Source organism: Mycetocola zhujimingii, from assembly GCF_003065425.1.
Taxonomy (GTDB): domain Bacteria; phylum Actinomycetota; class Actinomycetes; order Actinomycetales; family Microbacteriaceae; genus Mycetocola_A; species Mycetocola_A zhujimingii.
In genome coordinates this window covers 2,913,391-2,930,409 of sequence record NZ_CP026949.1, presented here as the reverse complement: position 1 = coordinate 2,930,409, position 17,019 = coordinate 2,913,391, and the positions used below count along the sequence as shown (strand labels likewise).

Sequence of the window (17,019 nt, the reverse complement as noted above, 5' to 3'; positions counted from 1 at the left end):
GGGCGTATGTGGGTGCGGATGCAACTGGGTGCGGGTACGCGTCCTCGCCGAGCGCTGCAGGAACCGGTTCTGCGCGGCAGAAGCTTCTGCAGCGAAACGCAGGGTCTGCAGCGCTCGATGGTGTGAGCGGATGCTGTGGGCGGGCGAGGACGGATGCTGTGGACAAGTCGGGCAGATGGGCGGCGCGGCGGCGCGTGCGGTTGTCGAGCGCTGCAGGAACTGGTTCTGCGCGGCAGAAGCTTCTGCAGCGGAACGCTGGATATGCAGCGGTGGACGCGGCGGCGGACGATGAGCGGCCTACCTGAGTAGCAAGCGCGGGCGGGGAAGTGCAGCGCTCGACGCCGAGAGGCCCGGGAGGCCGCCCGCGCCCGCTCAGATCCCCGGCCCGACCGGCAGCAGGTCGAGCCGCGTCACCGCACGGGTGTCGAGGTCGATCATCGCCGCCGAGTCCGGCGGAACGTGCGTCCACCCCGGCTCGTCAAGCCCGCTCGAAATGATGTGAACGGCATCCGCACTCACGCGGTAGTCCATCGCGTAATACTCCGTCGCGTGCCGGGGAGGCATGTCCTCATACGAGTCGTAGAGTGCACTCAGTGCGGGCGGCGGTGACGCAGCCCGGCTGTTGATGTGGATCGCGAACAGGGTCGTCGGCGTGAGCAAAAGCGCGTTCAGGCTCGCGTCCGGAAACTCCTTCATCATCGTGTGCAGTGCGCGAGTGACGCCGCTCGCCTCGCTTCCGCTCTCGCCGATGCACTGCCTGATGAAACGGAAATACCGCTCGCTGTCGGTCGCACCCCTGAGTTTCGCCGTCGACTCCGGCGTGAGCAGCTCGTCGAGCCGGGAGATCGGTGTGATGTTGCCGTTGTGGGCGAACACGTATTGTCCGTCGGTGAACGGATGTGTGTTCTCCGGTGCAACGGGAAGGCCCCCGGTGGCCCAGCGCAGGTGCACCAGCCCCGCGGCCCCGAGCGGCGTGTGCGTGAGTTCGGCGTACCGAGGGTCGCGGGCCGCCGAGTCCGGGCTGGAAACGGCGTGCGTGAGGTGGTCGCGGTCGCGCCACGCCATCCCCCAGCCATCGCCGTGGAGTGACGCGAGCGAGGTGAAGGCCTCGAATGGCCGCTCGCCGAGGACATCGACCGCGGCGACAGGGCGGGCTGCAACGTAACCAAGCAATCGGCACATGAAGCACCCCCTTCCGCAGTGTCCAGCTTTCTCCACTCTCGCGCTGGTGGCAACCGAAGCGGGCTGCGACACTATACGCATGCGCACCGTCGGGGTGGAGGAAGAGCTGTTCCTGGTCGATCCGAAGAGCGGCGCCGCACGGTCGGTGGCGACGCGCATCCTCCGCCAGACCAACGATGCCCCCGGGTCTCATGACCACCTCGGCGGACGGCTCGAACACGAGGTGCAGCAGCAGATGGTCGAGACCAACACTGCTCCGCACGCCGATCTCACAGAGCTGGCCGATGACATCCGGCAGTGTCGTTCGCGGGCGATCGACGCGGCGAGGGATGCCGGCGTGCGCGTGATTGCGTCGGCCACGTCGCCGCTGCGGGTCGAGCCGCGGCTGTTTTCGCATCCCCGGTATGAGCACATGGCCGAGGTGTTCGGAATCACCGCCAGGGAGCAATTGACGTGCGCGTGTCACGTCCACGTGCAGGTCGACTCGGACGAGGAGGGTGTTGCCGCTCTCGATGGGATTCGCTGCTGGCTGCCCGTGCTCGTCGCGTTGAGCGCGAACTCGCCGTTCTGGCAGGGAGCTGACTCGAGCTACGCGAGCTACCGGTCGCAGGCAATGCTGCGCTGGCCGACCGCCGGGCCGACCGAAGTGTTCGGTTCAGCAGAGCAGTATCACGCGACGGTCGCGGCCATGCTCGACTCGGGCGTCATGCTCGACAGGGGCATGGTCTACTTCGACGCGCGCCTGTCGCATCACGCGCCGACGGTGGAAATCCGGGTTCCGGATGTCTGTGCGGATGCCGCCGACACGGTGCTGATCGCTGCCCTGTGTCGCGGTCTGGTGGAGACTGCCGTCACCCTGTGGCGCGACGGCGAGCGGGCGCCGCAGGTGCCGGCGGCGCTGATACGCCTCGCGGGCTGGCAGGCCGGTCGTTACGGGCTCGAGGGCACGCTGGTCGACCCGGTGACGCTCACACCACGGCCGGCTGCGGATGTCGTCGCCGATCTCGTCGAACTGGTGCGGCCTGCTCTCCGGCGGAGCGGTGACGAAGACCTCGTCGAACAGCGGGTCGACGCGGTGCTGGCACGGGGCAACGGAGCGATGCGCCAGCGGGCCGTTCTCGCGCGCACCGGGCAATTCGCCGACGTTGTCGCTGACCTCGCCAGACTGACCGCCGGGCAGGATGCGCTCTGACCGCTACGACTGCAGGAGCCGGGCAGTTACTGCGCGGATGCCGTCTGGCACTCTTCGCAGATGCCGTTGAATATCACTTCGGCGGCGAAGATCTCGAACCCGGATGTGTCGGAGGGAGTCAGGCAGGGGGCTTCGCCGATGACGCAGTCCACGTCCTTCACCGCTCCGCAGCGCACGCAGAGCAGGTGGTGGTGGTTGTCGCCGACCTTCCGCTCGAAGAGCGCGGGGGATCCGGGCGGGTCGAATCGCCGGGCGAGGCCTGCAGAGGTGAAGACAGCGAGGATGCCGTAGACGGCCTGCGGCGATGAGCTGCCCAGGATTTCCTGCACCCGCGTGAAGATCTCTTCGGCGCTGGAGTGCGGGTGCATTTCGACCGCTTCCAACACGGCAAGGCGAGGTGCCGTCACCCTGAGTCCCGCCGCGCGAAGCGACTGCCGGAGTACATCGGGGTCGAGTGCGGCCGCGCCGAACACGTCCGCGTCGAGTTGGGGTTCAGCCGCAAGTGCCATGGGTCAATGCTAGGCCTTGTTTTGATTTAGTCAAAACAAGGCCGTAAGCTGAAGCAACTTCCGTGTTTGGAACGTCCATATGCGTATTGCAGTAAATGAGGAGAAATCCATGACCGATGTCGCAAGCCAGCCACCCGCAGAGGGCGATGACCGGGAGGTCCTGACCAACCGACAGGGTCACCCCGTCTACGACAACCAGAACCAGCGCACCGTTGGCGCACGCGGCCCGGCGACACTCGAGAACTACCAGTTCCTCGAGAAGATCAGCCACTTCGACCGTGAGCGTATCCCGGAGCGCGTTGTCCACGCACGCGGGGCCGTCGCATTCGGTTACTTCGAGGCAACAGGCAACTGGGGCGACGAGCCCATCTCCAAGTACACCCGCGCCAAGCTTTTCCAGGAGCCGGGCAAGCGCACCGACCTGGCCATCCGCTTCTCTTCCGTTATCGGCGGACGCGACTCCTCCGAAGCCGCACGTGACCCACGCGGGTTCGCGGTCAAGTTCTACACCGAAGACGGCAACTGGGACCTCGTCGGCAACAACCTCGGCGTATTCTTCATTCGCGACGCGATCAAGTTCCCCGACGTCATCCACTCCCTGAAGCCAGACCCGGTGACGTTCCGCCAGGAGCCCGCTCGCATCTTCGACTTCATGTCGCAGACTCCCGAGTCGATGCACATGCTCATGAACCTCTTCAGCCCGCGCGGCATCCCGGCCAACTACCGGACCATGCAGGGCTTCGGCGTAAACACCTACAAGTGGGTCAACTCCGAGGGCGAGACCAAGCTCGTCAAGTACCACTGGATTCCGAGCGTCGGCGTCAAGAGCATGACCGAGAAGGATGCCGCCGCTGTTCAGGCCGGCGACCTCGGTCACGCATCCAAGGACCTCTACGAGTCGATCGAGAACGGCGAGTACCCCGAGTGGGAGCTTCGCGTTCAGCTCATGTCTGACGACGCGCACGACGAACTCGACTTCGACCCGCTCGACGACACCAAGCTCTGGCCGGAGAACGACTTCCCGCCGAAGACGGTCGGAAAGATGGTGCTCAACCGCAACGTCTCCAACTTCTTCGCTGAGAACGAGCAGCTCTCGTTCGGCACCGGTGTGCTCGTCGACGGTCTCGACTTCTCCGACGACAAGATGCTCGTTGGCCGTACGTTCTCGTACAGCGACACCCAGCGCTACCGCGTCGGACCGAACTACCTCCAGCTCCCGGTCAACCAGGCCAAGAACGCCAAGGTTCACACGAACCAGCGCGACGGCCAGATGACCTACCACGTGGACGGCGGAGAAAACCCGCACATCAACTACGAGCCGTCGATCACCGATGGTTCGCTGCGTGAAGCCACGTACCCGACCCACGACGAGCAGGGTCCCGAGATCGTCGGGCGCCTCACGCGCAAGCGCATCCCGCGCACCGACGACTACACGCAGGCTGGCCAGCGCTTCCTGCTGATGGAGCCGTGGGAGCAGGACGACCTCGTTGCCAACTTCGTCGAGCTCATCGGACAGGCGAGCCGCGAGGTCCAGGAGCGTATGGTCTGGCACTTCTTCATGGTGGAGGACTCCCTCGGCGCTCGCGTCGGTGCCGGTCTCGGCATCAGCGCTGACGACGTTCGTCACCTCCCGCCGCTCGCGAGCCAGACCCTCAACGAGGCTGAGCTTGCACGCCTCGCGAACCTCGGCAACAACGGCCCGCGGGACATCGCCGGACTGGTGATGACCCACTGCGTGCCCAACGAGCGCGTTGTTGTAACGCTGTAACGAGTAAGACCCCGTAGTGAAACGGCGGGCCCCGGGAATGTCCCGGGGCTCGCCGTTTTTTGATGTGCGGATGCCGTCGCGCGCCGCGTCCGCCCCGCGCGTCGCCCTTCCCGCCCTGCGCGTCGCCGCGTCGCGCCCGCCCCACGCGTCGCCGCGCCCGCCCGCGCGTCGCGCGTCGCGCCCGCCCCGCGCGTCGCCCTCCCGACCTGCGCGCTGCGCCCGCCCGCGCGTCGTCGCTCCCGCCCGCGCGTCGCGCGCCGCGAACCCCCGCCTCGCAGCGTTGCCCGGTCAGAAATGGTCGTTGCGGCCCGTTCGTGCCGTTGCTCGGTCAGTAACGGTCGGGTTTTGGGCGGAAGCGTCGCCGTTTGTGGCCGAGCAACGCGCCTGCAGCCGTTTTTGGCTGAGCAACGGGTCGCGTGCGCCCGCCGAGGGCCAGCGGGACAGCGGCGGTAGCGCGACCGCCGCCCGCCCTCGCGGCAATGTCGGTGGGGCGTTCTATACCTGAGGTGTGCCGGATGAACCTATCCAATTCGATGGAGGACATCATGAAGGTACTTGTGGCACCACCCGTAACCGAGGGCCAAGACGGCAGCATCAACTCGATGGCGATCGAGGGTGAGCTGGTGATCGACCCCGGCCCGTGCTCGTGCGACGCGAGAGATTGTGTTGGTGCGTTCTCGTTCATCGGCGCAGCGTCCGGGCGGCTGACGACCCAGGCCGTGATCGCCGACCTGCCGTTTCTCGACATCAGGGAATTCCGCACGATCGTGGTGAACGGATGCTGCCGCGAGTGCGGCCGCGACGGTTACGCAGACCAGATGGTGCGTGAATCGCGCTTCACGGCCAATCGCTGGCCGGTGGGATCCGTGGTCGGTCGGCGTGACGGGTACGCGTTCCTGCAGGAACGCGGTACCGGGTACTGACCGGCCAGCGGCCAGCAGCGAGCGAGTCGGTCAGCCAGCAAGCGGGCGAGCCAGCCGTCAGCCGTCAGCGGACCGCCGTCAGTCGACCGTCGGCTGCGGGCGAGCCAGCCGTCAGCCGACTGCCGCCAGTCGACCGTCGGATGAACGCGGTACCGGATATTGACCGACCGTCGACCGTCGGCTGCGGGCGTTACGGGGAGTCGCCCGGTGATGTGCGCGCGATGGCGGCGGCCACGCGTTCGATGAGGGCGAGCGGGGCTGGCAAATCCCACGGGAAGGTCACCGAGTCTTTCTCGCTGCGGTGGGGCGCCACCTCGGTTTCGAGTGGCTCGTCGAAGCGCGGCACCGGGTACAGGCCGATGTGTTTCTTCCAGCCCGCGAAGTGGATGGCGTAGCGCCCGCCCAGCATGATCGCCGGCATCCCGTAACGGATTTTCTCGTCGGTGTGAGGCACGCCCCGGTGGATTGCCTCCCGGATGTCCTGGAGGACGACCTGGCGCTCGGCGGGAAAACCGGCGATGTACTCGTCGACGGTGGTCGGGTTAGGCATGCTGGGTTCGCAGGTACGCTTCGACGCGCGCGAACGCACCGTTCCACACTTCCTGGCTGAAGAAGTCGCGTACCTCGACGGCGGGGAATCCGGTTTGCACGACGGTGACGAGGCATCCGTCGTCCTGGGCGTCGAAGGTGACCTCGATGTGGGTGGTCATCGCCGACCCGTCCGGGCCGCCGCCGGTCGACTCCGTCACGAGCCGATGCGGCCGGTCGATTTCGAGAAACGTCTGCGTCTCGTGGAAGAGGGTGTCGGCATCCGGACCCCACACGGCGGTCTGCTTTCCGCCGACCCGCAAATCGACGTGGATGTCGACGATTCCTGGCTTCTCGTCAAGGATGCTGAACCAGATCTTCTGCTTGTCGGCATCCGTATAGGCGTCGAAGACCTCATCGGGGGTCGCGGGAAGGAACCGCGTGATCCGCAGTCCGATGGTGTCGGTTGTGTCAGTGGTGTCGGTGGTGTCAGGTTGTTCGGTCATTTCTCTGTTCCCTTCTGGAGCGTGAAGTACGCGTCCAGGCCGTCGAGTCGACGCTCCCAGAGGCGCTGATAGAAGCCGATCCACGCCATGGCGTCGTCCAGCCGTTCGGTTCCGAGCCGGACCTGTCGTGTGCGCCCGATTTTTTCGGTTGAGACGAGTCCGGCGTCTTCGAGCACCTTGACGTGCTTCTTCATGCCGGTCAGCGTCATGCCCGCGGGTTCAGCGAGCTCACCGATCGATGCAGGCCCGTTACCAAGTCGGGTGAGGATCGAGCGTCTTGTGGCGTCCGAGAGGGCGGAGAACGCCCGGTCGAGAAGTGCATCCTGAACCATGTGGTTCAGTGTAGATCGCCATTGGACAGCCCACAAGAGACACGGGCCAGAGAACCGAGCGTCGAGTCGACGGCGAATTGACCCCGGTGTCTACGGGTTGACGGGCGCTGTGCCGGAGCGTTCTCTTGAGTGAGGCGGCGTTCGAGCACCATCCGCCCGCAAGGAGTACGACCATGATCGCAACATACGAACTGCACCGGGGATTCACGCTGGTCTGCCGCCTCGACGCCCCGCGCACAGCGGTATTCCGGGCCTGGACAGACCCTGCTCACCTCGACTGGTTCTATAACGACGCGGCTCCGATGCCCGCGGAACCCATCGACGTCGACCTTCGAGTGGGTGGCGCCTGGCGGCAGCAGATGGTCGTCGATGAGTTCACGAAATATGTGACCGGCGGAATCTACCGCGAGATCTCGCCGGTCGACAGGCTCGTGTTCTCGTGGGGTGCCGTTGGCGGCTGGCCCGAAATCACGATGAGCCAACTGGGAGACGTCCCTCTCGTCACGGTCATCCTCGGTGACGCTGATGAGACGGATGCCGCGGACGTCGGCCAGAGCGCGGGCGACCGGGGAGAAAGCAGCGCAGACAGTGCCGTTGACACCGCTCCCGACAACGCCCCCGACAACGCCGTTGCGAGCGAGGCTGACAGAGCGGTTGCCAGCGCGGCTGACAGTGGTGTCGCCTTGGGAGCGGACAGGAGAACGGACAGGAGAACGGATGCCGCGACAGACATGGTCTTTTCCCTCGCGTTGCCCGACCATCTCACCGCCCAGCAAGCGCGGGCCTGGGCCGAGTCCGGTGTTGAAGAGAACTGGGGACTGACGCTCGACCGACTCGTGGCGGCGGTCTCGGGGGAGCGGCAGGGTGATGCCCGCGATCCACGCGGGCGGTAACCGGCCACTATAACTTTGCCGACGGCATCCGTCGACCCTCTGGCCTCAGGGGGGTTGCTCGGCCAATCTTGAATACCGACCGTGTGAGCGGCCGATTCGAAGGGGCAACCAATGAGTACCGAACAGAACCCGAGCAAGGGCCGCGAGGACAGCGTCGCGAAGGAGCAGAACGCTCCAGACCCGAACGACTCCCGCAAGCCAGACGACCCCAGCGACGTGAAGAAGCCGTCGTGGGGATACGTGTTCAAGCGAACCATCCGCGAGTTCGGGCGTGACAAGTGCACCACCCTCGCCGCCGCGCTGACCTACTACGCCGTTCTGGCGATCTTCCCCGCGCTGCTCGCGCTGATCTCTCTGATCGGCCTGTTCGGTGAGGCGGGCGAAACCACCAAGCTGCTGTTGCAGATCATCGAGACCGCCGGATCCGAGTCGACCGCCGAGACCCTGCGCGGACCGATCGAGCAACTCGCGAGTGCACCGGGCGCCGGGCTCGCTCTCGTCATCGGTCTCCTCGGTGCGATCTGGTCGGCCTCGGGTTACGTCAATGCCTTCAGTCAGGCAATGAACCAGGTCTACGAAGTCGACGAGGGTCGGCCGTTCTGGAAGCTGCGCCCCGTGATCCTGCTCATCACCGTCGTGCTTCTCCTGATCGCGGTTGTGATCATCCTCCTGCTGATCATCTCCGGTCCGATCGCCAAGGCGATTGGCGATGTGATCGGGCTCGGCGACGTTGCGGTGACCGTGTGGAACATTGCCAAGTGGCCCGTAATCGCGATTCTCGCGATCATCATGGTCGCCGTCCTCTACTACGGCACGCCCAACGTGAAGCAGCCGAAGTTCAAGTGGATGACCCTCGGTGCGTTCATTGCCCTGCTCGTCATGGCGATCGCAACCGTCGGCTTCTTCTTCTACGTGTCGAACTTCTCGAACTACCAGGCCACCTACGGCAGCATCGCCGGCGTCATCATCATGCTGCTCTGGCTCTGGTTGATGAACCTGTCGCTGCTGTTCGGTGCAGAGTTCGATGCCGAAATGGAACGGGGCCGCCAGCTCCAGGGCGGAATCGAGGCCGAGGATTCCCTGCAGCTTCCTCCGCGCGACACCAAGGCGAGCGAGAAGAAGCTCGACAAGGAAAAAGACGACATCGAGCGCGGCCGCAAGCTGCGTGAGACCGAAGGCGAGTCGCAGTCCACTCCTGAGTCGCCGTCGCGGAGTGACCGCAGCAGCTGACATCCAAGGAACCAACCGGGGGTCCGGCGATAATGGGAGCATGCCCTTGCTGCCCGAATCGCCGGACCCCCGCTTCGTTCTCGCCAGGGACAACATCCGGATCGCAACCTATGAGTTCGGCGACCCCGCTGGGCAGCCCGTTGTTCTTGTGCACGGCTTCGCCTCGGGGGGACTGCTCAACTGGCACCAGGCCGGGTGGACCCGCGTGCTCGGTCGTGCCGGATTCCGCGTGCTCGCGATCGACCAGCGCGGGCACGGTGCGAGCAGTAAACCGCACTCGCCCGAGGCGTACTCGATGCCCCTGCTCGTCGATGATCTGCTCGATGTCCTCGATACCTTCCTCATCGATGAAGCACTCTTTGTCGGCTATTCGCTCGGCGCACGGGTGGGCTGGCAGGCCAGCCTCGACCTTCCGCACCGGATCACCCGCGCTGTGCTCGGCGGGATCCCTGACGGTGACCCGCTCACCCGGTTCCGCATCGACGAGGCCCGCGAATGCCTCGAGACCGGTGCCGCACCGACCGACAAGCTCACGGCAGCGTACGTGTCGATGGCAAGCGGCATCCGTGGCAACGATCTCGAGGCCCTGATCTCGCTCGTCGAGGGGATGAGGGGCGGAGCGCAGCCCGACCCCGAGAACCCGCCGCAGCAGCCGGTACTGTTCGCGACGGGCAGCGAGGATGCGATTCTCGAGAAGTCCCGTACCCTCGCGGCGTCGGCACCGAACGGCACCTTCTTCGAGATCCCCGACAGGAACCACTTCAACGCACCGACGTCGAAGGATTTCCGCAGCGCGGCGCTGGCATTCCTCACCGCGAGCTGACGCATTAGAGACTGGCGGCCCTGAGTGCAAGGGGGTCGCTATTTTGTGGCCGATGCGTCGCTCACCTCTAGGGTGAAAGCCATGTCTTCTCGCGCAGCCTCATCGTCCTCCGCCTCATCGACCGGCCATTCGTCCGGATCGGCACGCTCAGCTGCATCCCGGCTGCAGGACAACCACGCCTTCCAGCTGATGGCCCGCGGCGGCTTTGCGGTCAACGGCCTCCTGCACATCCTCATCGGCGGCATCGCCCTGAGTGTCGCGTTTGGTTCTGGCGGCGAGGCAGACCAGGGCGGCGCGCTCAGCGGACTGGCGGCGTCTCCTGGCGGTACGTTCCTGCTCTGGACCGTGACAATCGGCCTCTGGGCACTGGGGTTGTTCCAGGTGCTTGAAACTGTGCTGGTGCGTGGCAGCGACAAGGATGCCTGGGCGGAGCGCGCGAAGGAAGGCGGCAAGGCGATCGCGTACCTCGCCATCGGCTTCTCGGCATTCAGCGTCGCCGTCGGAGGCGGCAGCAGCAGTTCAGGTCAGACGCAGGGCCTCACCGCGACGCTCCTGGCGTCTCCGGGCGGCGTGTTCGTCGTGGTGTTGCTCGGGCTCGGCGTTCTCGCCGTCGGCGTGTACTTCGTCGTGAAGGGCGCCCGCAAGAAATTCCTCGAGGACATCACCGCCCCGGCGGGCAAGACCGGTCGAACGGTTACCGTGCTTGGCCAGACCGGCTACATCGCGAAGGGCATCGCTATCGCGGTTGTCGGCATCCTGTTCTGTGTTGCCGGATTCACCGCGGATGCCAGTGAAGCGACAGGTCTGGACGGCGCCCTCAAGTCCCTGGCCGAGCTTCCGCTCGGACCGGTGATCCTGACCGTCGTCGCGCTGGGCCTCATCGCCTACGGTGTGTACTGCTTCGCGCGGGCCCGGTTCGCTCGGCTGTAGGGCCGGTCGCAGCGCCGGTCGCCCGGCCAGCACGGTTACAGCGCCCGGCACAGTTCCGTCGCCGGGGCCCGCGGAGTAGGCTCCATCCGAGCGGGAGGTGACACGCCATGACCGACACTGACGGAATCAACCCAGAGGCAGCGCCGACCACGACGGGGTGCGTGGACTGCGAAGCGAACGGCGGCTGGTGGTTGCACCTTCGACGCTGCGCGGAGTGTGGCCACATCGGATGCTGTGACGACTCCCTCGCGAAGCACGCGACGGCGCACTACGCCGAGACCGGGCATCCCATCATCCAGAGTTTCGAACCCGGCGAGGACTGGTTCTGGAGCTACGCCGACGAGACGTATGTGCGCGGTCCGGCGCTCGCCGAACCCACGAGCCATCCCGTCGAGCAGCCGGTGCCTGGGCCCGCGTCGCTGGTTCCCCCGAACTGGCGTGAACTGCTCGGTGCCGAGCGGTGAGCGCTGCGCCTGCCGCGTATTCCGCCGCGCAGATCAGGGCGGCCGAAGCTCCACTCCTCGCCGCTGGCGAGCCACTAATGCAGCGGGCCGCCGCCGCGCTCGCCCGTGAACTGTGGCTGCTCCTTCCTCCCGATCACCCCGGGCGAGTCCTCCTGCTCGTCGGCCCGGGCAACAACGGCGGCGATGCCCTCTTCGCCGGTGCCGAACTCGCTGCGGCCGGGGTCGACGTCACCGTCCTGCCCACCGCCGATCGGATGCACGACGAAGGCCGCGCGGCGGTTCTCGACGCGGGCGCGCGGATGCTGTCGGCCGACATCGACACGGATGCCGTGACATCCGTCGCCAAAAAATCCGACGTGGTGGTCGATGGCATCCTCGGCACAGGAACGAGCGACAGCCCCGCGCTGCGCGGGCGGGCCAGGGAGATCGTCGCCGCGATCCTGCCGGTACTGGCGGGCAAACGTCCTCCCGTCGTGGTGGCCGTGGACCTGCCGAGCGGTGTGCACCCCGATGACGGCACGGTGCCTGACCCGACGGTGCTGCACGCCGACCTGACCGTCACGTTCGGAGCGTGCAAGACCGGGCTGCTGATTCCGCCGGCTGCTGGCTACGCGGGCCGCATCGAGGTCGTCGACATCGGGCTCGGACCCGAGCTCGCCCGCCTCGCGAATGAGGGCTGATTCATCCCGCAAACCGGGGCTGATCCGCACCCACCCAGCACCGGCCCAGCGCCCCGGCATGGCGTGCGCCTCTGGAGCCCACCACGACGGCGGTGATAATGGAAAGGGTCCGTCCGCACACCCGGTGCGAACGGCATCCGTTCGGAGTGACTTAATGACCGCACGATACTTCCGTTACGTCGCCCTGGGCGACAGCTTCACCGAGGGTGTCGGCGATGAACTCCCCGACGGTCGCGTGCGGGGCTGGGCCGACTTCGTCGCGCTCGGGCTGCAGGCCGCGGCACACGAACCGATCGGATACGCCAATCTCGCGATCCGCGGACGCAAACTGGGCCCGATCATCGCCGAGCAACTCGAACCGGCCCTCGCCCTCAAGCCCGACCTGATCAGCTTCAACGGCGGCGGCAACGACATCATGCGGCCGCGCGTCGCCATCAACTGGGTCGTTGACGAGACGGTCAAGCTCGTCAACCGCGCCCTCGAGGAGCCCGACCTCTCGATCGTGGTCCTCGCCGGCGCGAACCCGTCCCGTCACCTCCCGATGGGCGGTCTCATGCAGAAGCGCGGTGACCAGCTGGCGGATGCCGTTTTCGCGGCACTCAAGGACCCTCGCGTTACGATCGTCAACAACTGGGCGGATGAAACGCTCACCGACATCCGTTACTGGTCACCAGACAAGCTTCACCTGAACGCACTCGGCCACGCCCGGGTCGCATCCAACGTACTCACCGCCCTCGGCGTCCCTGTTCCGCCGGAGTGGGGCGTCGACGAGGTCGCGGCAGCGGCCTCGGGTCCCCGCTCGCGCAACACCGCAGCGTACTACCGGGAGTTCGTCCTGCCCTGGATCGGGCGCCGCGTGACCGGGCGGTCGTCCGGCGACGGACGAGAGCCCAAACGCGCCACCCTGCTGCCCGTCGACTGACCTCCGATGATGGGCAGCTCTGCCCATCGATACTCCCGCGAAACACCGCGCCCGCCCACTAGTCTGGGTTCGTCGTGCCGCAACACCGGGAGGGATACGCATCGTGAGTCTGAGCGACATCACAGTGTCGAAGCCCGCGAGCAAGCGCATCAGCTCCTTCTCGGTGGGCGTGTGGCTGGTGGGCACCATCGCCCTCTTGATCGGTTCGCTCAGCGCGTTCGACAATGTGGGTATCGGTGACGACGGATTCGGGGCCCTCGACGCCGACCGACCGTGGGAGCAGGAAGAGCCGGCGATCCTTACCGCCGACGGCGACGTCTATTCCGGCACCGGCAGCGGGCTCATCAGTATCCCGCTCGAGGAGCACGACGGGCAGCCATACCTGGTGAACCTGGTCGATGGGGAGAACGTCGACCTCTACCGCACGCGCCCGGAAGATCTCGGCAGACCCGCGGACGACCGGGGTTACCCCGACAACATCGCCTACATGTATGAGCCGGGCTCAGACACCTACGTGATTCCTCCCGACGCAGACCTCGAATTGTGGGTGCGCGCCGAGGGCGACTGGAGCTTCACCATGGCTCGCGCTGAGGTACACGAAATGACCACGGGGTATTCGACAGGCAGCGGTAACGGACTTCTCCTGTACCGCGGCGATGCCGTCAGCGCACTGTTCACCCACTCGGGCGACGGGACCTTCTTCGTCACGATCCAGACCGCCGACGGTGAGAGTGAGCAACCCATCATCGACTCCGGCGACGTGGATCAACGGGTGTCGTGGGACCCAACAGACTCCGTCTTCATCACTATCGAATCGGACATCGACCGAGGTGTCTGGTCGGTCGACATCGATGAGCTGGCCGATGCTCCGCGTGAGCCGAGCCCTGATCCCATTTCTCCGACGAGACCAGCACCGACAGACCCGACAGATCCGGCCACGTTCGGCAGTGACGCAACCTCGCCGCCGACGACATCCGCACGCTCCACGAGAGGAACGCCATGAGTTTCGCCGATACCCTCGACCAGGCATTCAAAGCACGCCTGCCGCTTCTGTACATCGAAACGAGCGAGGAAGTGCGCGCCCTCGAGGAGATCACGCGCGCCGCCCAGGCCCTCCGGCGACCTCGCGAGGTCTGGACCTGGACCAGCGCAACGGGACTGATCGGACCAGATGGCAAGGGAGTCAACAACACGACAACGCCCTCCCGAGCGCTCGACCACATCATCACCATCCCCGAGAACGCGGTCTTCGTGTTCTGCGACCTGCACGCCTACTTCGGCTCCGAGCAGCGCCCGGGAGACCCTGTCATCGTGCGCAAGGTGCGCGAGACCGTCCTCGAACTGCGACACGCGGATGCCGCGCGCGCGTTGATCGTGACGGCGCCGGTCCGCGCCATCCCCCCGGAACTGGACAAGCTGTCACACCTCCTCGAGTTCCCGCTGCCGAACACCACAGAGCTGGCCGCGATGCTCGACGCGATGATCGAGAACAACACATCGGGTGGCGGCAGGATCCGCGTGGAGGCCGACGCCAAGACCCTGGAGAGTCTCGTCCAGGCGGCCCGCGGCCTGACCATGAGCGAGGCGGAGAACGCGTTCGCCCGTGCCATGGTCAACGACGGGCACCTCACCTCGAGTGATATCACCGTTGTGCTCGACGAGAAGCGCCAGATCGTCAGCAAGTCAGGCCTGCTCGATTTCGTCACGAAGGCGCTCGACCTCGACAGCGTTGGCGGGCTCAACAACCTCAAGCGCTGGCTTTCCCGGCGCAACGGATCCTGGCTGGCCGAGGCGGAGGAATTCGGGCTGCCGTCGCCCAAGGGTGTACTCATCACCGGTGTTCCCGGCTGTGGAAAATCCCTCACCGCCAAGGCGATGGCCGCGTCGTGGGGACTGCCCCTCCTCCGCCTCGACATCGGCCGCATCTTCTCCGGTCTGGTCGGATCCTCGGAGCAGAACCTCCGCAATGCACTCGCAACCGCCGAGGCTGTTTCGCCGTGCATCCTCTGGGTCGACGAGATCGAAAAGGGATTCTCCAACACGACCGGCAGCGGTGACTCGGGCACGACAGCGCGCGTCTTCGGATACTTCCTGACCTGGATGCAGGAGAAGAAGCATCCGGTGTTCGTTGTCGCCACGGCGAACAACATCGACTCGTTGCCGCCGGAGTTCATGCGCAAGGGCCGGTTCGACGAGATCTTCTTCGTCGACCTGCCAACGGCCGTCGAGCGGCGCGCGATCTGGAGAATCCAGCTCGCGTCGAACGCTACGGAGCACAACGGTCTCTCCGCGCTCGGGCCCCAGGCCGTCGACACACTCGTCGCGGCGAGCGAGAACTACTCGGGTGCCGAGATCGAGCAGGCCGTGATCGTCGCGCTCTACGAGGCATTCGCCGAGCGCCGCCAGGTGAGCGTCGATGACCTCGTCGAAGCCGTCACCAACATGATCCCGCTCGCCGTGACCCAGGCGGAAGAAGTTCAGTCGATCCGCGCGTGGGCCGAAGTCCGCGCCGTTCGCGCGACGGGCAGCGAAGACATCGACGCCGATGAAGACGCGCTGGTCGGTGCCGGCGACTCCGTCGGTGCCGGACTGTCGAGCCGCCGCGGCGGGCGCACCGTCGACTTCTAGGCCGGCCGACGGCATCCGTTTCGCCCCATCACACCACCAGCATTTGACCATCAGGACAACGAGGACCACGAATGACCGACAAGCAGCTCATCGTGCAGGTGCGCCCCGACGGAACCGTGCACGCCGAAACCATCGGCATGTACGGCCAGGAATGCCTCGACTACATCTCTGTGCTCGAGAACCTGCTCGACGCCGAGGCGACCTCGTCGTCGTTCACCGAAGCGTATTCCCAGACCGCGGCGCAGCAGGAGAGCACGTCGCACAACTGGGATGGCGCCAGATGACCCTGCTCGCCGCGCCCCGGACAGCCGGGGGCGAGCTCGGCACGGTCGAGCCGCTCGAGCGTGCAGCCGACGCGCTCCGCTGGTCGCGGTTTCTCCCGAGCACCGCGGCGGAGGGCCCAGGCCTGCGCTCAGCGCTGTGGGTCCAGGGCTGCAGCGTGCGCTGCCCCGGGTGCTTCAACCCGCAGCTCTGGGCTGAGCGCGGCGGGTTGATCGGGAATCCGGCTGAGCTCGCTGAGAGCTTTGTGGCGGATGCCCTCGGCGCCGGCGTCGAGGGAATCACGCTTCTCGGCGGCGAACCCTTCGACCAGGCCGCCGCGCTCGCGACGATCGCCGAGGCCTTCCGTGCGGCCGGCCTCACGGTCATGACCTTCACGGGATATCCGCTCGACCGGCTCACCGCGTGGGCCGCGTCACGGCCAGATATCTCTCGCCTGCTCGCCGCAACCGACCTGCTCATCGACGGTCCTTACCTGCGTGACCAGCCCGACCCGGTGAGGCCGTGGCTCGGCTCGACCAACCAGGGCATCCGTGCCCTCACGCCCGCGTATGCCGACGACGTCGCCGCGATCGAACGCGACGGCGGGCTCGACAGACTCGAGATCCGCATTCGTCCCGACGGACGCATCGATGTGAACGGCTGGGCGGATGCCGCGGCGCTCGAAGACCTGCTCCACGACCTCGGTCCCCGCCAGGACCGCCCCGTAATGAAAGCGAGACGCGCATGAGTGTCACTCTTGTCCTCCTCCCCCTCGCGCTGGGAGCGGCAGCCGCCGCCGGCGGGGTCGGCGCACTCGGCGCCGTGATCACCGCGGCCAACGGCCGGGCGGTGAACTCGGGATCCGGATCGTCACCGGAGGTGAGGGTACGCACCCGCATGAAGGACAGCACGTTGCTCGCTGACGCGCTGTCCGGGATCGGTGCGACGGCCGTCGAGGTATCGCAGACCCGCGTCACCGCAGAGGTCGACGGTGCGGTGCTGACGATGTCGCTCACCGACGATGGCGTCTGGGAGGCCCACGTTGAAGGCCATTCCGTTAGCGTCGCCAGTGCGACCGAACTCGTGGAGCGGCTCGACGCGGAATACGCCGCACGGGTGCAGCAGGCGGTCGCCGAGAAAATCCGGATGCGCGCTGACGGAGCCGGATTCGATCTCGTGTCGGAGACCCGGGAAAGCGATGACACAGTGACCATGGTGCTCAACGTCCGCACGGACGCGTAGCGAACG

Annotated in this window: 20 protein-coding genes; 15 read left to right on the top strand and 5 right to left on the bottom strand. The window is 66.3% G+C overall.

Annotated features, from left to right (window positions below; genetic code table 11):
- Nucleotides 1–372: 372 nt before the first annotated feature.
- The gene (locus C3E77_RS14000) at nucleotides 373–1,182 is read right to left on the bottom strand and encodes a class II glutamine amidotransferase (protein WP_162925020.1); all 810 of its coding nucleotides are present in this window, start codon (nucleotides 1,180–1,182) and stop codon (nucleotides 373–375) included.
- Between the two features lie 79 nt (nucleotides 1,183–1,261).
- On the opposite strand from C3E77_RS14000, the gene C3E77_RS13995 reads away from it, so the two are divergent.
- Nucleotides 1,262–2,374 (top strand): carboxylate-amine ligase, encoded by a 1,113-nt coding sequence (locus C3E77_RS13995; RefSeq protein ID WP_108392460.1) that lies wholly within the window; start codon nucleotides 1,262–1,264, stop codon nucleotides 2,372–2,374.
- 26 nt (nucleotides 2,375–2,400) lie between these two features.
- Here C3E77_RS13995 and C3E77_RS13990 read toward each other — a convergent pair whose 3' ends face one another.
- On the bottom strand, nucleotides 2,401–2,883 hold the full coding sequence (locus C3E77_RS13990) for a Fur family transcriptional regulator (RefSeq protein WP_108392458.1): 483 nt from the start codon (nucleotides 2,881–2,883) through the stop codon (nucleotides 2,401–2,403).
- Between the two features lie 109 nt (nucleotides 2,884–2,992).
- Here C3E77_RS13990 and C3E77_RS13985 point away from each other — a divergent pair, with 109 nt between their 5' ends.
- Nucleotides 2,993–4,651, top strand: coding sequence for a catalase (locus C3E77_RS13985; protein WP_108392456.1), 1,659 nt, complete (start codon nucleotides 2,993–2,995; stop codon nucleotides 4,649–4,651).
- 545 nt (nucleotides 4,652–5,196) lie between these two features.
- On the top strand, nucleotides 5,197–5,574 hold the full coding sequence (locus tag C3E77_RS13980) for a DUF7715 family protein (protein ID WP_162925019.1): 378 nt from the start codon (nucleotides 5,197–5,199) through the stop codon (nucleotides 5,572–5,574).
- A 190-nt stretch (nucleotides 5,575–5,764) separates the two neighbouring features.
- Here C3E77_RS13980 and C3E77_RS13975 read toward each other — a convergent pair whose 3' ends face one another.
- Genes C3E77_RS13975 through C3E77_RS13965 form a run of 3 tightly spaced genes read right to left on the bottom strand, consistent with a single transcriptional unit; the run spans nucleotide 5,765 to nucleotide 6,940 of the window.
- Nucleotides 5,765–6,124, bottom strand: coding sequence for an iron chaperone (locus tag C3E77_RS13975; protein WP_108392452.1), 360 nt, complete (start codon nucleotides 6,122–6,124; stop codon nucleotides 5,765–5,767).
- Complete coding sequence (locus C3E77_RS13970) at nucleotides 6,117–6,608, bottom strand: SRPBCC family protein (RefSeq protein ID WP_108392450.1); 492 nt, start codon at nucleotides 6,606–6,608, stop codon at nucleotides 6,117–6,119. The genes C3E77_RS13975 and C3E77_RS13970 overlap by 8 nt, the downstream gene beginning before the upstream one ends.
- The gene (locus tag C3E77_RS13965) at nucleotides 6,605–6,940 is read right to left on the bottom strand and encodes an ArsR/SmtB family transcription factor (RefSeq protein WP_108392448.1); all 336 of its coding nucleotides are present in this window, start codon (nucleotides 6,938–6,940) and stop codon (nucleotides 6,605–6,607) included. The genes C3E77_RS13970 and C3E77_RS13965 overlap by 4 nt, the downstream gene beginning before the upstream one ends.
- Nucleotides 6,941–7,113: 173 nt before the next feature.
- Between C3E77_RS13965 and C3E77_RS13960 the strand changes: the two genes are divergently transcribed.
- The 12 genes from C3E77_RS13960 to C3E77_RS13905 all read left to right on the top strand — a co-directional run bounded on the left by C3E77_RS13960 (nucleotide 7,114) and on the right by C3E77_RS13905 (nucleotide 17,013).
- Nucleotides 7,114–7,833 (top strand): SRPBCC family protein, encoded by a 720-nt coding sequence (locus C3E77_RS13960; protein WP_108392446.1) that lies wholly within the window; start codon nucleotides 7,114–7,116, stop codon nucleotides 7,831–7,833.
- Nucleotides 7,834–7,944: 111 nt separating this feature from the next.
- Nucleotides 7,945–9,063 (top strand): YihY/virulence factor BrkB family protein, encoded by a 1,119-nt coding sequence (locus C3E77_RS13955; protein WP_108392444.1) that lies wholly within the window; start codon nucleotides 7,945–7,947, stop codon nucleotides 9,061–9,063.
- Nucleotides 9,064–9,103: 40 nt separating this feature from the next.
- On the top strand, nucleotides 9,104–9,886 hold the full coding sequence (locus tag C3E77_RS13950) for an alpha/beta fold hydrolase (RefSeq protein WP_108392442.1): 783 nt from the start codon (nucleotides 9,104–9,106) through the stop codon (nucleotides 9,884–9,886).
- 81 nt (nucleotides 9,887–9,967) lie between these two features.
- The gene (locus tag C3E77_RS13945) at nucleotides 9,968–10,816 is read left to right on the top strand and encodes a DUF1206 domain-containing protein (protein WP_108392440.1); all 849 of its coding nucleotides are present in this window, start codon (nucleotides 9,968–9,970) and stop codon (nucleotides 10,814–10,816) included.
- 107 nt (nucleotides 10,817–10,923) lie between these two features.
- On the top strand, nucleotides 10,924–11,280 hold the full coding sequence (locus C3E77_RS13940; RefSeq protein ID WP_108392438.1) for a UBP-type zinc finger domain-containing protein: 357 nt from the start codon (nucleotides 10,924–10,926) through the stop codon (nucleotides 11,278–11,280).
- A complete protein-coding gene (locus tag C3E77_RS13935; RefSeq protein ID WP_234031219.1) occupies nucleotides 11,277–11,960 on the top strand; it encodes an NAD(P)H-hydrate epimerase in 684 nt (227 codons plus the stop codon). The genes C3E77_RS13940 and C3E77_RS13935 overlap by 4 nt, the downstream gene beginning before the upstream one ends.
- Before the next feature lie 154 nt (nucleotides 11,961–12,114).
- On the top strand, nucleotides 12,115–12,882 hold the full coding sequence (locus C3E77_RS13930) for an SGNH/GDSL hydrolase family protein (protein WP_108392436.1): 768 nt from the start codon (nucleotides 12,115–12,117) through the stop codon (nucleotides 12,880–12,882).
- Nucleotides 12,883–12,985: 103 nt separating this feature from the next.
- Entirely contained in the window at nucleotides 12,986–13,885 is a 900-nt protein-coding gene (locus C3E77_RS13925) for a hypothetical protein (RefSeq protein ID WP_108392434.1), read from the top strand.
- Nucleotides 13,882–15,510, top strand: coding sequence for a Ycf46 family AAA ATPase (locus C3E77_RS13920; RefSeq protein WP_108392432.1), 1,629 nt, complete (start codon nucleotides 13,882–13,884; stop codon nucleotides 15,508–15,510). The genes C3E77_RS13925 and C3E77_RS13920 overlap by 4 nt, the downstream gene beginning before the upstream one ends.
- A gap of 71 nt (nucleotides 15,511–15,581) precedes the next feature.
- Entirely contained in the window at nucleotides 15,582–15,794 is a 213-nt protein-coding gene (locus tag C3E77_RS13915) for a DUF2997 domain-containing protein (protein WP_108392430.1), read from the top strand.
- Complete coding sequence (locus C3E77_RS13910) at nucleotides 15,791–16,519, top strand: 4Fe-4S single cluster domain-containing protein (protein WP_108392428.1); 729 nt, start codon at nucleotides 15,791–15,793, stop codon at nucleotides 16,517–16,519. Before C3E77_RS13915 ends, C3E77_RS13910 begins: the two co-directional genes overlap by 4 nt.
- The gene (locus C3E77_RS13905; protein WP_108392426.1) at nucleotides 16,516–17,013 is read left to right on the top strand and encodes a hypothetical protein; all 498 of its coding nucleotides are present in this window, start codon (nucleotides 16,516–16,518) and stop codon (nucleotides 17,011–17,013) included. Before C3E77_RS13910 ends, C3E77_RS13905 begins: the two co-directional genes overlap by 4 nt.
- The last annotated feature ends 6 nt before the right edge of the window (nucleotides 17,014–17,019 follow it).

Bases quoted from the DNA above. Each gene is read 5' to 3' on its own strand.
- C3E77_RS13915 (WP_108392430.1), top strand. From the start codon at position 15,582: ATGACCGACAAGCAGCTCATCGTGCAGGTGCGCCCCGACGGAACCGTG.
- C3E77_RS14000 (WP_162925020.1), bottom strand. From the start codon at position 1,182: ATGTGCCGATTGCTTGGTTACGTTGCAGCCCGCCCTGTCGCCGCGGTC.
- C3E77_RS13910 (WP_108392428.1), top strand. From the start codon at position 15,791: ATGACCCTGCTCGCCGCGCCCCGGACAGCCGGGGGCGAGCTCGGCACG.
- C3E77_RS13940 (WP_108392438.1), top strand. From the start codon at position 10,924: ATGACCGACACTGACGGAATCAACCCAGAGGCAGCGCCGACCACGACG.
- C3E77_RS13960 (WP_108392446.1), top strand. From the start codon at position 7,114: ATGATCGCAACATACGAACTGCACCGGGGATTCACGCTGGTCTGCCGC.
- C3E77_RS13985 (WP_108392456.1), top strand. From the start codon at position 2,993: ATGACCGATGTCGCAAGCCAGCCACCCGCAGAGGGCGATGACCGGGAG.
- C3E77_RS13905 (WP_108392426.1), top strand. From the start codon at position 16,516: ATGAGTGTCACTCTTGTCCTCCTCCCCCTCGCGCTGGGAGCGGCAGCC.
- C3E77_RS13965 (WP_108392448.1), bottom strand. From the start codon at position 6,940: ATGGTTCAGGATGCACTTCTCGACCGGGCGTTCTCCGCCCTCTCGGAC.
- C3E77_RS13950 (WP_108392442.1), top strand. From the start codon at position 9,104: ATGCCCTTGCTGCCCGAATCGCCGGACCCCCGCTTCGTTCTCGCCAGG.
- C3E77_RS13955 (WP_108392444.1), top strand. From the start codon at position 7,945: ATGAGTACCGAACAGAACCCGAGCAAGGGCCGCGAGGACAGCGTCGCG.
- C3E77_RS13990 (WP_108392458.1), bottom strand. From the start codon at position 2,883: ATGGCACTTGCGGCTGAACCCCAACTCGACGCGGACGTGTTCGGCGCG.
- C3E77_RS13975 (WP_108392452.1), bottom strand. From the start codon at position 6,124: ATGCCTAACCCGACCACCGTCGACGAGTACATCGCCGGTTTTCCCGCC.
- C3E77_RS13930 (WP_108392436.1), top strand. From the start codon at position 12,115: ATGACCGCACGATACTTCCGTTACGTCGCCCTGGGCGACAGCTTCACC.
- C3E77_RS13995 (WP_108392460.1), top strand. From the start codon at position 1,262: ATGCGCACCGTCGGGGTGGAGGAAGAGCTGTTCCTGGTCGATCCGAAG.
- C3E77_RS13980 (WP_162925019.1), top strand. From the start codon at position 5,197: ATGAAGGTACTTGTGGCACCACCCGTAACCGAGGGCCAAGACGGCAGC.
- C3E77_RS13970 (WP_108392450.1), bottom strand. From the start codon at position 6,608: ATGACCGAACAACCTGACACCACCGACACCACTGACACAACCGACACC.
- C3E77_RS13945 (WP_108392440.1), top strand. From the start codon at position 9,968: ATGTCTTCTCGCGCAGCCTCATCGTCCTCCGCCTCATCGACCGGCCAT.
- C3E77_RS13920 (WP_108392432.1), top strand. From the start codon at position 13,882: ATGAGTTTCGCCGATACCCTCGACCAGGCATTCAAAGCACGCCTGCCG.